A 13,905-nucleotide genomic window follows, 5' to 3' on the forward strand; every position below is an offset into this window, starting at 1 on the left:
TCGATGGCACACCGCACCCCGCAAACCCTGCTGCTGACCGCCGCCCTCGGGCTGCTGAGCCTGGCCCCGGCGGCCGCCCAATCGGCCCGCAGCCACTACCAGCAGGCCGAGCTGGCCTACGAGGCTGGCAAGTACACCGAAGCCCTGTACTACCTGGGCGAAACCGAGCGCGCCCTGGGCGGCACCAACGCCCGCATCCAGTCGCTGCGCACCCACACCTACTACGCCCAGGGCGACAACGTGCACGCCCTGGTGGAGCTGACGCGCTACTTCCGCGCGGCCGGCGCCGCCGCCCAGGGCAGCGAGGCCTACCGCGACATGCAGGCCCTGCGCGAGGAGCTGACCAGCGGCAACAAGGCGTATTTCGAGCAGCAGAAGCAAACGGCCACCCAGGGCCAGGCCCAGGAGCTGAAAACCCTCGACGCCGAGCTGGCCCGGGAACAGGAGGAGCTGACCTACAAGGTGGTCAAGGAATCGGGCTCGAAGCAGGCCCTGCAGGATTTTCTGCGCCAGTACCCCAATTCCAGCCACGCCGGCGAGGCCACGGCCAGCATCGGGGCGGTGGAGCGGCAGGTGCAGTTCGAAACCCTGGTGGAGCAGGGCGAAGCCCACCACGCCGCCGGCCGCTGGCAGTCGGCCCTGCAGAGCTACGAAGCCGCCCTCAAGCTGCACGGCGACAGTGAGGTGCGCGGCAACGCGGCCGAAGTGCGCCGGCTCTACGCCAGCCAGCTCACGCGGCAGGGCGACGAGCACGCCGCCGCCGCCCGCTGGTCCGAGGCCGTGCGCGCCTACGAGCGGGCCGACGCCGTGCTCAGCAGCCCGGAGCTCAGCGCCGCCCTGCGCACCGCCCGCGACGAGGCCGCCTTCGCCGCCGCCGACCGCAGCCGCAGCGACGAGCAGTACGCCGCTTACCTAGCCGATTTTTCCAACGGCCGGCACGTGCCCGACGCCGTGGCCGCCCGCCTGAACCTGCAGCTGGCCCGCGCCGAACAGGCCCAGAAGCAAGGCCAGACCGAAGCGGTAGAAACCGCCTTAGCGGATGTGGCCAAGCTGGGCCAGAGCAGCGTGGTGTGGCCCGCCTACCGCGGCCGCTACTACGCGCTGCTGCGCCAGGAAGCCACCCGCCTGACTTCGGGCAAGAAGGCCGAGCGGGTCAAGCAGGTCGACCGCGCCATCGGCTATTACCAGCAGCTGGACCAGGCTCAGCCCAACCACCCCTACGCCGGCAAGCTGCGCCACCTGCAGGCCAAGCGCAAAGCCTGGTCGCACGAGGACTTCGGCTACTTCGCCTACCGCCGCGACCTGCGCAACGAAGTTGGCTTCGACCTGGGCTACAACACCAACCTGAGCTGGGGCGGCTTCTTCTCCCTGCGCGGCACGGCGCAGGCGCTGGCGGCCTCCATCCCCACGAACGGCTTTCCGCGCCGGGGCCGGCAGTATTCCCAAGGCTTTTTCAACTTCAACTTCACCAAGAAGGTCACCTACCCGTTGTGGGTGTACGCCGGCGGCGGCTACGCGCATTTCGTGCGCATTCAGGACGTACCGGGCTACCCTGCCAACGGCATCCTGCCCAACGACAATCCGCAGAAGGGCGGGGGCGTCAACACCGAGTTCGGGGCCATCGTGAAAATCCGCTGGGCCGCGCTGTCGGTGGGCGTGAGTGCCCCGCAGTTTTCAGCCGAAAAGCGGCAGATCCTGGGCCTGAATGGCAACCCGACGATTGTCAACGCGGCCATCGGCATCTATTATTGAGTTGTCCGTTGCGGGTTGTCAGTCGTCAGGGAGTAAGGCTTTCAGAACGAACTGACAACTCGCAACCGACAGCTCCCCTACCCTGCCTGCTTCTGCGACAGGGCAATGAGCACGGCCCCGCCCAGCATCAGCACGGCCCCGGCAACCAACTGCCAGTTGAGCTTGTCCTTCAGGAACACGACGGCCAGGATGACCACGAACACCAGCGAGACTTTGTCGAGCACGCCGGCGCGGGAGGCGTCCCCGAGCTTGAGGGCATGAAACGAAAACAGCGACGAGAGGCAGGTGATGACGCCGGCCGCGGCCAGGAACAGCAGGTCGCGGCGCGGAATGGCGGCCAGCTCCCCCAGCTTGCCCTGCCAGGCCACCACGCCCCACGACACGAGCAGGATCAGCACGGCCTGCACGGCGAAGGCCAGCGGGGGTGCCACATTTTTCACGCCGATTTTGGTGAGCGTAACGACCACGGCGGCCGACAACGCGGCCAATAGGGAAAAGACTATCCACATACCTGACTATCAGCCGGCAGCCTACGGGCGGGAGCAGCCCCGGCGGGTGGCCGCCGCGCCCCGGGAAGTACGGCGGCGCCCGGCCGGGGTTACCCGGGCGCTACCGGCCACAACGCCGCCGCGCTCCCGCCGTACGCAAAGGCTGCCTACCTTCGGCCCGGCCAGACGCTTTCCCCCGTTGCCCGCGCCGTTGTTTCTTGTCTGTCTACCCCATCGTTTTCCGTGTACCTTCACCACGTTGCGGCCTACCTGCCCGCTACCGTTGTTGCCAACGACCATTTTACCCGTCTCAACGGGCTGGCTTCCGACTGGATAATTGAGCGCACCGGCATCCGGGAGCGGCGCCGCGCCGGCGCGAAAGAAAACACCAATACCATGGCCATTGCGGCCGCCGAGCGGGTGCTGCGCGAAGCCCCCGGCATCGACACGGCCGACATCGACCTCATCATCGGGGCCACCTACACGCCCCACGACACCATCGTGACGCTGGCCCACGCCGTGCAGCACGCGCTGGGCGTGGCCGATATTCCGGTGGTCAGCATTTCCTCGGCCTGCTCTTCGCTGCTGAACGCGGTGGAAATCGTGGAGGGCTACTTCGCGCTGGGCAAGGCCCGCCGGGCGCTGGTCATCACCTCCGAGCACAACACGGCCTACAACAACGAGCACGACACCGTGGCCGGCCACCTCTGGGGCGACGGCGCGGCAGCCCTGCTCTTTACGGCCGACAAGCTGGCCGACACCGACCTGCGCGTCAACGAAGTCATTACGGCCGGGGCGGCCACCGTGGGCAAAGCCACCACGGCCGTCACCCTCCGGCCCCTGGACCGCGACATCGTGATGCCCCACGGCCGCGACGTGTTTCAGTACGCCTGCCAGTACATGACGCAGGTGACCGAGCAGGTGCTCAGCCGCAACGGCCTCACGGTGCAGGATTTGCGCTGGCTGATTCCGCACCAGGCCAACAAGCGCATCAGCGACGTGGTGCTGCGCAACACCGGCCTGCCCCCGGAGCGCCTCGTCTCGAACGTGGAAACGCTGGGCAACACCGGCTGCGCGGGCGCAGCCATCGGCCTGGCCGACACGCTGCCCGGCCTGCAGCCCGGCGACCGGGTGGTAGTGACGGTGTTCGGCGGCGGCTACTCCTACGGGGCCATGCTGCTCACGCGGGAGTAGATTCGGCTACCGTTGCCGGCTGCCCTTCAGCCCTTCTTTCGATCCAAAGCGCCCCAACGCACAAGCCCCGCCCCTTGCCAGTGCTGGCAGGCGGCGGGGCTTGGCGTTTTTGCGAATGGCGGCTAGTCGTTGTTGCCGGTGGCGCCTTCGTCGGTGAAGCCGCTGGCGGCTTTCGGGCTCGATTTGGTAGCCTGGGCCACTTCATCGGTCAGCGGCACGTCGACGGAGGCCTTGGCGTCCGACTTCGCGCTTTTCGCCTCGGCGCCGGCTTTGCCAGTGCTTTCCCGCAGGTCAGCCGCCACCTTGTCGACTTTCACTTTCAGGTCGGCGCTCAGGTGGTCGGCCTGCTCCTTGAGGTCGGCAGCTACCTTGCCGGCCTGGCCCTTCAGATCGGTGGCCACCTGCCCAGCCTGCTCTTTCAGATCGGCGGCCACCTGCCCGGCCTGCTCCTTCAGCTTGCCGGCCTGCTCCTTGATGGCGGGCCAGTTGCGGCGGCCGAGCACGTAGAGCGCGCCGGCCCCGGCGGCCAGTAGCGAGGCGCCGATGATGGTTTTCTTGCTGACGCCCTTGCGCTTGGACTTGCTGGCGTCGCCGTGCTCGGCGCTGGTGCTGGCACCGGCGGTCCGCTGGGCTTTGGCAAACTTGAGTTTCTTGTTCATGACGATTCGATGGGATGGAGTTGGAGTTAGCGCTTACGCAGCCCGTGCCGGCCACGTTTCCGCCGATTCATACAAATCCGCTCCACTCCTGCCATCAGTCGCCCACGACGGCCCCACGGCTACCTTTGCGCCCTCCCGTTTTTCCTTGCCATGACCCTGACCTGGACCCTCAAGCCCTTCGCCGACCTCACCACCGCCGAGCTATACGCCCTGCTGCAGCTGCGCAGCGAGGTGTTCGTGGTGGAGCAGCAGTGCCCGTTTCAGGACCTCGACGGGCTGGATCAGCAGGCCCACCACCTGTTGGGCCACACCCCGGACGGCGAGCTGGCCGCTTACGCCCGGCTGTTCGGGCCCGGCCGGAGCTACGCCGAGGTGAGCATCGGGCGGGTGGTGGCTTCGCCGCGCTTTCGGCGCTACGGCTTCGGGCGGGCGCTGATGCAGCGGGCCATCGAGGCGTGCGCGGACCTCTTCGGTGCGCAGCCCATCAAAATCGGGGCGCAGGAGTACCTGCGGGCGTTCTACGAAAGCTTCGGCTTCCAGCAGCAGGGCGCAGGATACCTGGAAGACGGCATTCCGCACATCTACATGCGGCGCGACTGAGCCGGTCGGCCCGGCGGCCTGTAAAGCCGGGCAGCCCGTTCAGCGGCCGCACCCGGGCATACGCCCGCCGCGCCCGGGTCTGGTTTCGCAGGGGAAGATTGCCGACTATTGCGCCTAATCATTCCCAGCCTGCTATGCTTCGCCTGCCGATTACCGCGCTGCTCCTGGCTTCCCTTGCTGCCCAAACGCCCGACTGCCCGCGCAGCGCCCCGGAGCCGGTGGTGCGCAAGGCCGTGTTTGCCAATTCTGAGTTCAAGCTGAACCGCGCGCGCACCGAAGCCAGCGAAACGGTGAAGCTCGGCAACGGCGACCAGCTAACCATTCACCATTCCGGTTGCGAGTATTACGGCCTGAGCTTCCGCTTCAACCTCGGCCGCCCGGCCGGCACGCCGCTGACGACCCGCTACTGGTACCCGCAAGCGGCGGCCCTGCTGCGCCGCATTGCCCCGGGCATCGACGCGCCCGTGCACCTGGCCCAGGCCGAAGCGGCCATCACGCGCGCCGCCAAAGCCAGCCCGCGCTTCGGACAGGAGCTGGATTATGGCGGACCAGACATCCGCGAGCTGGTGGTGGTAAACTCGGCCTACCCCAAAAAGACCTCTCCCGGCCGCTACACCCTGGCTGTCGACGTGTCCGTCGGTCCGCTCTGATTGTTTCCCTGCCCCATGCACATCGTCATTCCCGACGACTACCAGCACGTCATCCGCACCCTCGACTGCTTCCGCAAGCTCCAGGGCCACCAGGTCACCCTCTACCACGACGCCGCGTCGGACCTCGATACGCTGGCCGAACGGTTCCGCGACGCCGACGCGCTGGTGCTGACGCGCGAACGAACGACCATTGACGCCGCGCTGCTGGCCCGACTGCCGCGGCTGCGGCTCATCAGCCAGACCGGCAAAATTGCCCCGCACCTTGATCTGGCTGCCTGCACCGCCGCGGGCGTGGCCGTGGCCGAGGGCAGCGGCTCGCCGGTGGCCCCGGCCGAGCTGGCCTGGGCGCTGATGCTCAATGCCCGCCGCGAGCTGCCGGCCGCCATCGAAGCCCTGAAACAGGGGCGCTGGCAGGTGAATATGGGCCGCGCCCTGCAGGGCCAGACGCTGGGCATCTGGGGCTACGGCAAAATCGGGCGGCGCGTGGCCCGCTACGCCCAGGCCTTCGAGGTGCCGGTGCTGGTGTGGGGCAGCGAGGCCTCGCGCCGCGCCGCCGAGGCCGACGGCCACCGCGCCGCCGCCAGCCGCGCGGAGTTCTTCGCCACCGCCGACATCATCAGCCTGCACCTGCGCCTGACCGACACCACCCGCTACCTCATCGGCCCCGTCGACCTGGCCCGGATGAAGCCCGACGCGCTGCTGGTCAACATCAGCCGGGCCGAGCTGCTGCAGCCCGGCGCCCTGCTGGCGGCCCTGCAGGCCGGCCGTCCCGGCTTTGCCGCCCTCGACGTGTACGAGCAGGAGCCCATCTTCGACCCCGCCCACCCGCTGCTGCAATTGCCCAACGTGCTTTGCACCCCGCACCTGGGCTACGTGGAGCAAGGCGGCTACGAGCTGTACTTCGGCCAAGCATTCGACAACGTGGTGGCCTTTGCCGAAGGCCGCCCGCAGCAGCTGGCCAACCCGGCAGTGCTGGCGCGGCCGTAAAGCGGTGCGGACGCTAAGCCATTGACGGAAAAGCACAATCCGCCGCAGCCGGGCCTTTGCCCGCAGTAGAACCCGGTTTTCGGAAGGATTCTTGCGGTGGCGGCCCCGAACCTTCTAACCGCTAACTCCGATGAAAACCGACGCTTACACCAAGTCCGTGCTTACCGTTATTGCCTTCTGCTTGGTCGTGCTCGTGCTGCGCGGTGTCGATTTGCTGCCCCGCGCCACGGCCGGCGGCGTGGCGGCGGCGCCAGCCCAGACGCTGCAAACCAGCCGGCCCCTGCTCGTCAACAATGACGGCTCCATCAACGTGCGCGTGACCGGCCTCGAAGGGCCCCTGAACGTGAACGTGGCCGCCGTGGGCGGCAGCCTCGTGTACGGCAAGGTGCCGGTGGAATACAACAAGTAAAATACGCCCCGCCGCTACGCGCAACGGGCCGCTCCAGCACGCTGGGGCGGCCCGTTGGCCTGGTATCCAAACCGGATTTATTCGCTCCGGTCGCGCAGTTTTTTCTTTTCGTCCTTGGCCGCCTTCTTTTCCTTGGGCGACTTGGTAGGCTCTTTCTTTTTCTCCTTGCGGGCGTCTTGCGCTTTAGCCATGTTGGGGAAGGTTGAGGGTGAATGAACGGGATGTTACTAACGACAAACCGGCCGCCGCTGTTGTGCGCCCGCCGCGCCGTGGGTGCCGCGAAACGAACGGCCTCGCGGCCCCAAAAAAGCACATTATTTCCGGGTTTTCCGCCCGGCGGCGCGTATCTTCAGTAGGTATTTAACGCTCGTTCTATTATGCTTGCTGACCGTGTAATTGCCCCCGGCGACCGGCTCGTCGTGGGCTGGCCGAAAGTCTTCTGGCTGTATCTGATGCTGGTGCCCGCCCTGCTCTGGGCTCCGGCCGCCTTCACCTGGCCCCGCTTCGCGGCCTCGGCCCTGCTCACCTTCGTGACGGTGGGCGTGGGCCACTCCATCGGGCTGCACCGCGGGCTGATTCACAGGGCCTACCGCTGCTCCCGCCTTACCCGCGGCGTGCTGGCCTATCTGGCGGTGCAGGCGGGCATGGGCGCCCCGCTGGCCTGGATTCGCGTGCACCACTACCGCGACTATTGGCAGAACCAGCCCGACTGCCCGCGTTACTTCGCCTACCGCCACTCGGCCCTGCGCGACTATTTCTGGAACCTGCACCTGGCCTTTCACCCCGCCGACGACGCGCGCTACCCCCTGCCCGCCGCCGTGCTCCACGACCGGTGGCTGCGCTGGCTCGACAAGACCTGGTACTGGCACGTGCTCGGCTTTATCGCGCTGCTGGCCGTGGTGTTTGGGCCCGAGGTGGCGGTGGTCTGCGGATTTGCCCGCATCAGCACGGCCATTCTGGGCCACTGGTTTGTCAACTACATGGTGCACTCCTACGGCTACGCCCGCTACCGCATCGAGCAGGCCACCGAGAGCGGCTACAACGACTGGCTACTGGGTCTGCTGTCCTTCGGCGAAGGGTTTCATAATAACCACCACGCCCACCCCGCCTCGGCCAAGCTCAGCGCGGCCTGGTACGAGGTAGACCTGGGCTGGCCCGCCGTGCGCCTGCTGCAATGGCTGGGCCTGGTGTGGCGGGTGCAGGCCCTGGGCCACACGCCCACCCAGCGCCGCCGCGCCCGCACCGGTCCGCTGCGCTGGCGCTTCTGGTGGCAGAAGTAAGCCGCGCCGCCCGCCGGCCCAACCTGCCGCGCCGTTGCTGCGTTCAGCCTGAAAAATACCCGCCGGCCGTTCGGGCCGCGGCGCATCCTTCATTCCCAACTCCTTCCCCTCATGGTACACCCGCACACCGTCGTCGGCGCCTTTGGCACCGTCGAGGCGGCCCAGCGCGCCGCCGACCAGCTCACCCAACACGGCTTCGCCGCCGACAGCGTGGAAGTGACCGACCACGACACCACGACCACCGAAAACCCCACCGGGGAATTCCCCGAAAACGACGGGTTTCACCACCTGATCATGGCCATTTTCGGGCCGCCCGCCACGCACTCGGGTCCGCGCTACGACGCCCGCCGCCACGGCTTCGTGGCCGTGCACCTCGATACCTACGCCGAGGCCGAGCGAGCCCGCGACCTGCTCGACGCGGCCGGCGCCGTCGACGTGCACGAAATTGGCATTGGGCACCGCGGCGCCGTGGGCGACAGCGTGCTCGACACCGAATTGCGCCCCCAGCGCAGCCGCATCATCGAGCGCCGCCCGGGCGAGCCGCTGCGCCCGCTGTAGGCCTCGGCTCGAAACCAATTTCATCGGCGCGGGTTTTTAGGAACCCGCGCCGATTTTTTTGTATCGACCTACGGTCGAGCTTCGTACTAGCCCGCGTAGCGGCACTACCTTCGTGCCACGGCGGGCGCTGATGCGCCCGACTGCCGCGCTTCCGCTCGTTATCCTCCGATTCCCTCGCTGCCCGCTCATGGCCGACCAAGCCCCTTCCATCGATTACCAGCACCTGTTCCGCTCCCTGGCCGATAACTTCCTCGTCATTGCCCCGGACGCCGACGCGACCATCCTCGACGACACCGACCGGCACGCGGCCGTGGCCATGAAAAGCCGCGCCGAAGTGGTGGGCAAGCCCTTTTTCGAGGCCTATCCCGCCGCCAGCCAGAACGAGGCCGACATCATCCGTGAGTCGCACGAACACGTGCGCCGCCACAAGGAGCCGCACGCCATGCCGCTGATTCGCTACGACTTGGAGCGGCCCGCCGAGCAGGGCGGCGGCCTGGAAGAGCGGTACTGGCAGGCCACGCACTACCCCGTGCTCGACGCGGCCGGCAATCTGCAGTACATCGTGCAGCGCACCCAGGACGTGACCGAGCAGCACCTGGCCGAGCAGCACGCCCAGCGCATGCAGCAGGAGCTGGCCGAAAGCCAGGAGCGCGCCCGCTTCACCCTGGAAGCCCTGCCGGTGATGGTGTGGACCACCAACCCCGCCGGCGAGGTCGATTACTTCAACCAGCGCTGGCAGCAGTACACCGGCAAGAGCACGGAGCAGCTGCTCGGCCACGCCTGGACCGAGGACGTGCACCCCGACGACCGGCCGCGGGTCATTGAGAACTGGCGGCAGTCGGTGCAGTCGGGTGAGGAGTCGCAGCAGGAGTACCGCCTGCGCCGCCACGACGGCACTTACCGCTGGGTGCTGGCCCGCTCCCAGCCCCGCCGCAACGCCGACGGCCGGATTACCATGTGGGTGGGCGGCGCCATCGACATTCACAACCAGAAGCAGATGGTGCAGGAGTTGCTCGACGCCAACGAGCAGCAGGCCAGCCTCTCCGACCAGGCTTACCAGGCCTACCAGCTGGCCGAAAGCCAGCGCGAGACCTTTCACAACCTCTTCATGCAGGCGCCGGCGCTGATCTGCATTCTGCGCGGCGCCGAGCACCGTTTCGATTTCGTCAACCCGCCCTACCAGCAGCTGTTTGCGGGCCGTCAGCTGGTGGGCAAAACGGTGGTGGAGGCCCTGCCGGAAGTCATCGAGCAGGGCTTCGTGGATTTGCTCGACCGCGTGTACGATACCGGTGAAACGTTCTACGGCAACGAAATCATGATCATGGTGGAGCAGCCCGACGGGCAGGAAGCGCGCCCCATGTACATCAATTTCACCTACCAGCTGTTTTTCGAAGGCGGGCAGAAAGCCGGCATTGCCGTGTTTGCCTACGACGTGACCAGCCTGGTGCAGGCCCGCAAGGCCCTGGAGCGCCTCAACAATCCGTCCGGCAATTAATTCTTCGCGGCCTATTTCCTTTTCTATGAACCTCAGCAGCCTGGATTTCCAGCAAGCCAGGATCAAGCAGGTGCTCTTCAAGTCGCGGCTGCGCTCGGTGCTCTACGGGGTGCGCGAAGCCGACGATGCCCTGTTCTCGCTGCGCGACAACCCGCTGGGCCAGTGGTTCGAGGCGGTGATTCGCCCGGCCTACGGCTCCCGCCCCGAAGCCTACGAGCTGGAACGGGCCCTGCAGCGCCTGCTCGACACCGGGCAGGACTTGGTGAAGCAGTACCGCCGCGGCCAGATCGAGGAGGCCCGCGCCGGCCTCGACCGCGTCGACGCCCACGCCGCGCGCATCGAAAACCTGCTGCTGTCCTTGGAGCAGGCCGCCAACGCGGCCTGACGCCCGGACGCAGCCAACTGAAAATCACCGTTTCCGGTGGCCGCTTCGCCGCCGCCGCTTATCTTGCAGCCGACGCGGGACCCGGAGTCCGCGTCGGCTGTTTGGCGTAAGGCTACTTCGGATGATTGTCTACGGCTACCACTCCTCGCATCTGAGCACCACGGCGGTGCCCGCCCTGGCCTGCCCCGGCTGCGGCGCGCACGATGCGCTGCGCCTGAGCGTGTACGGGCGCTACGCCCACCTGCAGTGGCTGCCGCTGCTGCCGCTGGGCAAAACCGGCGGCGTGCAGTGCAGCCAGTGCCGGCTGGTGCTGCGCCCCAAAGAGCTGCCCCGGGCGCTCAAAGCTGAGTTTCGGGAGCTGCGGGCCCAGACACGCACGCCCCTGCGGCACTGCCTGGGGCTGCTGCTGGCCAGCGTGGCGGTGCTCGGTAGCTTCGCGGCCGGTACCTGGCACCAGGTGCAGTACCGCAACCGGCTGGCCCACCCCCACATCGGCGACATTTACCACATCCGCTCCGAGGCGCCCGGCTACTACACCCTGCTGAAGGTGACGGCCGTGAACGGCAACAGCGTACGCCTCAAGCAGAACAACTACGAAACCGACCGCGAAGGCGAAATCGAGCAACTGGACCTGCCCGAAAACTACGACGCCGAGCCCTTCGACCTCACGCAGCTGGATCTGCAGATCATGAAGCAGCAGCAGCAGCTGGTAGCGGTGGAGCGGCCGGAGGAGTAAGTTCCACACCAGCCGAAGTATAAGAACCTACGGTCGAGCTAGCCCGACGGCGGCATACGCATCGGCGCCCCCAACGCGCCCCGCCTGGCGCCGTATGTTTGTGCTTTCCGCGTACTTGCCCCCTATGATGCATTTCCGTTCCTGGCTTGCCCTGGCCAGCCTGTGCCTGCCGCTGACCGCGGCGGCCCAGTCCCTCGACCTCGATAAATCCGTCGCCGCGGCCCTGAAGAAGGTGAAGGCCGACGACGTGAAGGCCCACATTCAGTACCTGGCCGACGACAAGCTGCGCGGCCGGCAGCCCGGCACCGAGGGCTACCAGATGGCCGTCGACTACGTGACCAAGCAGCTGCAGTCGTTCGGCGTGAAGCCGGCCGGCGACGACGGCAGCTACGTGCAGAAGGTGCGCCTGCGCCGCGCTTTCGTGCAGCCCGAGCCGCTGCTGGCCCTCATCGAAGACAAGAAAGTGCCCACCCCGCTGCGCCCCGGCGAGGACTTCGTGTACTACCCCAACCCCGAGCAGCCCAAGGTATTCCAGGAGACGCCGCTGGTGTTTGCTGGCTACGGCATCTCAGCGCCCGAGCTGAAGTACGACGACTACCAGGGCCTCGACGTGCAGGGCAAAATCGTGCTGGTGGTGCGCGGGGCGCCCAAGTCGTTCCCTTCGACCATTGCCGCCGCCAGCCAGGATCTGCTGATGATTATGCAGAACGCGGCCCGGCACGGCGCGGTCGGGGTGCTGGTGGCCAGCACCAACCCCAAGGGCCAGCTGCCCAACCTGAAGCGCGGCGCGTACAGCGTGCTCGACGCCAAGGGCAAAGTGGCCGCTTCGCGCAGCTACGTGCCGGGTGTGGGGCTGCGCCTGGTGGGCGCCACCACGGCCGCCACGCTACAGCGCCTGTTCGCCTCGGCCCAGGCCGATACGGGCAAGGTGCTCAGCACCCTGCGCGGGGGCAAGCCGGCGTCGCTGCCGCTGCGCACCGTGGCGCGGGTGGATTTTGGCAACACCTACAAGGACATCGAGTCTTACAACGTGGTGGGCCAGCTGCCGGGCTCCGACAAGGTGCTCAGCAAGGAGTACGTGGTGCATTCGGCTCACCTCGACCACCTCGGCGTGGCCGCGGCCGTGAAGGGCGACTCCATCTACAACGGCGCCCACGACAACGCCTCGGGCGTGGCCTCGGTGCTGGAAATTGCCCGGCTGTACTCCCAGCTCAAGGACAAGCAGCGGCCCAAGCGCTCCGTGCTCTTCGTGCTGCAAACCGGCGAGGAGCTGGGCCTGCTCGGCTCGGCCTACTTCGCGGCCAATCCCACCGTGCCCAAGAGCAAGATTGTGGCCGACGTGAACACCGACATGCCCACCATCATTGCCCCGCTGCTCTCGGTGGTGCCGCTGGGCGCGCAGCATTCCTCTTTGATGGAGCCAGTGCAGCGCGCCGCCAAGTACCTCGATCTGAGCGTCGAAAATGACCCGGAGCCGGAGCAGAACCGCTTTATCCGCTCGGATCAGTACAGCTTCGTGATGCAGGGCATTCCGGCCCTGCACATCAAGTACGGCAACAAAACCGCCGACGGGAAGAACAACCTCAGCGAGCTGGTGCAGAAGTGGCGGGCCGACACCTACCACAAGCCCCAGGACGACATCAACGGCCTCTTCGACTTCGACGCGGGCGTGAAGTACGTGCAGCTGAACTTCCTCATCGGCTACCAGGTGGCCAACGACCCGCAGCGCCCCACCTGGAACAAGGGGGACTTTTTCGGCGGCCGTTTCGGCGGCGCGCGGCGCTAATATCGCCCCTAGCCTCACGATGCTGCCATCAACAAACGGGCCGCTGGTACAACACCAGCGGCCCGTTTGTATTAACGCCCAGCCTCGGAATCAGGCGCGGCCGGCGGACCACCGAAGCCTGCCGGGCGCCACTCCGGCGACACGTGCGGGAAGTGCTTCTGGCGCATTTCCTCCAGGCTGGCGGGGCGGGCGGCGGCGAAGACGGGGAAGTGAAACGCGTCGAGCTTGGTGAGCAGGTAGGCCAGCTGCTCCTGCTCGGCGGGGCTGAGGTTGCCGGCGGCCATGGCGGCCACCTGGCTCATGCTGGCAAACACCTCAAACAGCACCCGCTGCCCTTGGGCCGTCAAGCTCAGCAGCTTGCTACGGCGGTCGGTGGCGTGGGGCGCCTCCTGCACCAGCCCGGCGGCCAGCAGGCGGCGGATGATTTCCGAGCCGGTAGGCTTTTCGTGAATGTTGCGGGTGATTAACTCGCTTTTGCTCAACGGCCCCCGGCCGTACACCGTGGCCAGGTAGGTAAAGTCGTCGTAGCTGATGAGTGGAGTATTCAGCAGCGCCAGGCGCGAGTAGGTGCGCAGGTAGCGGTACATAAAGGTGACGAACTTCCCGATAACCGAGGCTGCCGTTTCCATCGGGTGACTGGGCTCCCGTTCCACCGTTTGGCGCGGCGGCGCGGCGGCCGCCCCGGTGCGGGCCTGCAGCCAGCGGCTGAAATCGGTCAGTTCGGCGGCGGGGTCGTTGCCGGCCGCGCCCGACTCGCGGTGAAACTCTTCAGCCAGGGCCACCAGCTGCTTGACAAGGCTGTAATCCATACAAAAGCACTGCGGGCTCCAGCAATTAAAACCGGCTGCGTCGCTGACTAAAGGTACAAAAACATTTAAAACAAATGATTCAATAGAACGTTTTTAGACCAAATCAGCTAACATTGC

General features: G+C 66.9%; 15 protein-coding genes. 12 read left to right on the forward strand and 3 right to left on the reverse strand.

All coding sequences use genetic code 11. The features are described from left to right. The first annotated feature begins 3 nt into the window (after positions 1 to 3). Positions 4 to 1,752 carry a tetratricopeptide repeat protein gene (locus FDY95_RS21595; RefSeq protein WP_138080903.1) on the forward strand — a complete coding sequence of 583 codons (1,749 nt, stop codon included), beginning with the start codon at positions 4 to 6 and terminating at the stop codon, positions 1,750 to 1,752. 77 nt (positions 1,753 to 1,829) lie between these two features. Here the strand turns inward: FDY95_RS21595 and FDY95_RS21600 are convergent, their stop codons facing one another. Further along, positions 1,830 to 2,261: an EamA family transporter gene (locus FDY95_RS21600; protein ID WP_138080905.1), complete on the reverse strand. Its 432-nt coding sequence runs from the start codon at positions 2,259 to 2,261 to the stop codon at positions 1,830 to 1,832. Positions 2,262 to 2,483: 222 nt separating this feature from the next. Here FDY95_RS21600 and FDY95_RS21605 point away from each other — a divergent pair, with 222 nt between their 5' ends. Further along, positions 2,484 to 3,434 carry a 3-oxoacyl-ACP synthase III family protein gene (locus tag FDY95_RS21605; RefSeq protein ID WP_138080907.1) on the forward strand — a complete coding sequence of 317 codons (951 nt, stop codon included), beginning with the start codon at positions 2,484 to 2,486 and terminating at the stop codon, positions 3,432 to 3,434. A 122-nt stretch (positions 3,435 to 3,556) separates the two neighbouring features. On the opposite strand, the gene FDY95_RS21610 is transcribed toward FDY95_RS21605, so the two are convergent. Further along, positions 3,557 to 4,093 carry a hypothetical protein gene (locus FDY95_RS21610; protein WP_138080909.1) on the reverse strand — a complete coding sequence of 179 codons (537 nt, stop codon included), beginning with the start codon at positions 4,091 to 4,093 and terminating at the stop codon, positions 3,557 to 3,559. A 150-nt stretch (positions 4,094 to 4,243) separates the two neighbouring features. Here FDY95_RS21610 and FDY95_RS21615 point away from each other — a divergent pair, with 150 nt between their 5' ends. From FDY95_RS21615 to FDY95_RS21660, 10 genes are all read left to right on the forward strand, one after another. Beyond that, positions 4,244 to 4,693, forward strand: coding sequence for a GNAT family N-acetyltransferase (locus FDY95_RS21615; protein WP_138080911.1), 450 nt, complete (start codon positions 4,244 to 4,246; stop codon positions 4,691 to 4,693). Between the two features lie 134 nt (positions 4,694 to 4,827). Further along, entirely contained in the window at positions 4,828 to 5,343 is a 516-nt protein-coding gene (locus FDY95_RS21620; protein ID WP_138080913.1) for a hypothetical protein, read from the forward strand. Positions 5,344 to 5,358: 15 nt separating this feature from the next. Continuing rightward, the gene (locus tag FDY95_RS21625; RefSeq protein WP_138080915.1) at positions 5,359 to 6,330 is read left to right on the forward strand and encodes a D-2-hydroxyacid dehydrogenase family protein; all 972 of its coding nucleotides are present in this window, start codon (positions 5,359 to 5,361) and stop codon (positions 6,328 to 6,330) included. 130 nt (positions 6,331 to 6,460) lie between these two features. Further along, a complete protein-coding gene (locus FDY95_RS21630) occupies positions 6,461 to 6,739 on the forward strand; it encodes a hypothetical protein (RefSeq protein ID WP_138080917.1) in 279 nt (92 codons plus the stop codon). Positions 6,740 to 7,116: 377 nt separating this feature from the next. Then, the gene (locus tag FDY95_RS21635; RefSeq protein ID WP_138080919.1) at positions 7,117 to 8,019 is read left to right on the forward strand and encodes a fatty acid desaturase; all 903 of its coding nucleotides are present in this window, start codon (positions 7,117 to 7,119) and stop codon (positions 8,017 to 8,019) included. 111 nt (positions 8,020 to 8,130) lie between these two features. Next, entirely contained in the window at positions 8,131 to 8,577 is a 447-nt protein-coding gene (locus FDY95_RS21640) for an SPOR domain-containing protein (protein ID WP_138080921.1), read from the forward strand. A 187-nt stretch (positions 8,578 to 8,764) separates the two neighbouring features. Then, entirely contained in the window at positions 8,765 to 10,072 is a 1,308-nt protein-coding gene (locus tag FDY95_RS21645) for a PAS domain-containing protein (RefSeq protein ID WP_171025784.1), read from the forward strand. Positions 10,073 to 10,097: 25 nt separating this feature from the next. Beyond that, entirely contained in the window at positions 10,098 to 10,457 is a 360-nt protein-coding gene (locus tag FDY95_RS21650) for a hypothetical protein (protein ID WP_138080925.1), read from the forward strand. A 121-nt stretch (positions 10,458 to 10,578) separates the two neighbouring features. Further along, complete coding sequence (locus FDY95_RS21655) at positions 10,579 to 11,193, forward strand: hypothetical protein (RefSeq protein ID WP_138080927.1); 615 nt, start codon at positions 10,579 to 10,581, stop codon at positions 11,191 to 11,193. Between the two features lie 124 nt (positions 11,194 to 11,317). Further along, positions 11,318 to 12,979: a M28 family peptidase gene (locus FDY95_RS21660; protein WP_246074098.1), complete on the forward strand. Its 1,662-nt coding sequence runs from the start codon at positions 11,318 to 11,320 to the stop codon at positions 12,977 to 12,979. A 71-nt stretch (positions 12,980 to 13,050) separates the two neighbouring features. Here FDY95_RS21660 and FDY95_RS21665 read toward each other — a convergent pair whose 3' ends face one another. Beyond that, a complete protein-coding gene (locus FDY95_RS21665; RefSeq protein WP_138080929.1) occupies positions 13,051 to 13,788 on the reverse strand; it encodes a MarR family winged helix-turn-helix transcriptional regulator in 738 nt (245 codons plus the stop codon). Positions 13,789 to 13,905 lie beyond the last annotated feature (117 nt).

Source organism: Hymenobacter jeollabukensis, from assembly GCF_005771675.1.
GTDB lineage: Bacteria > Bacteroidota > Bacteroidia > Cytophagales > Hymenobacteraceae > Solirubrum > Solirubrum jeollabukense.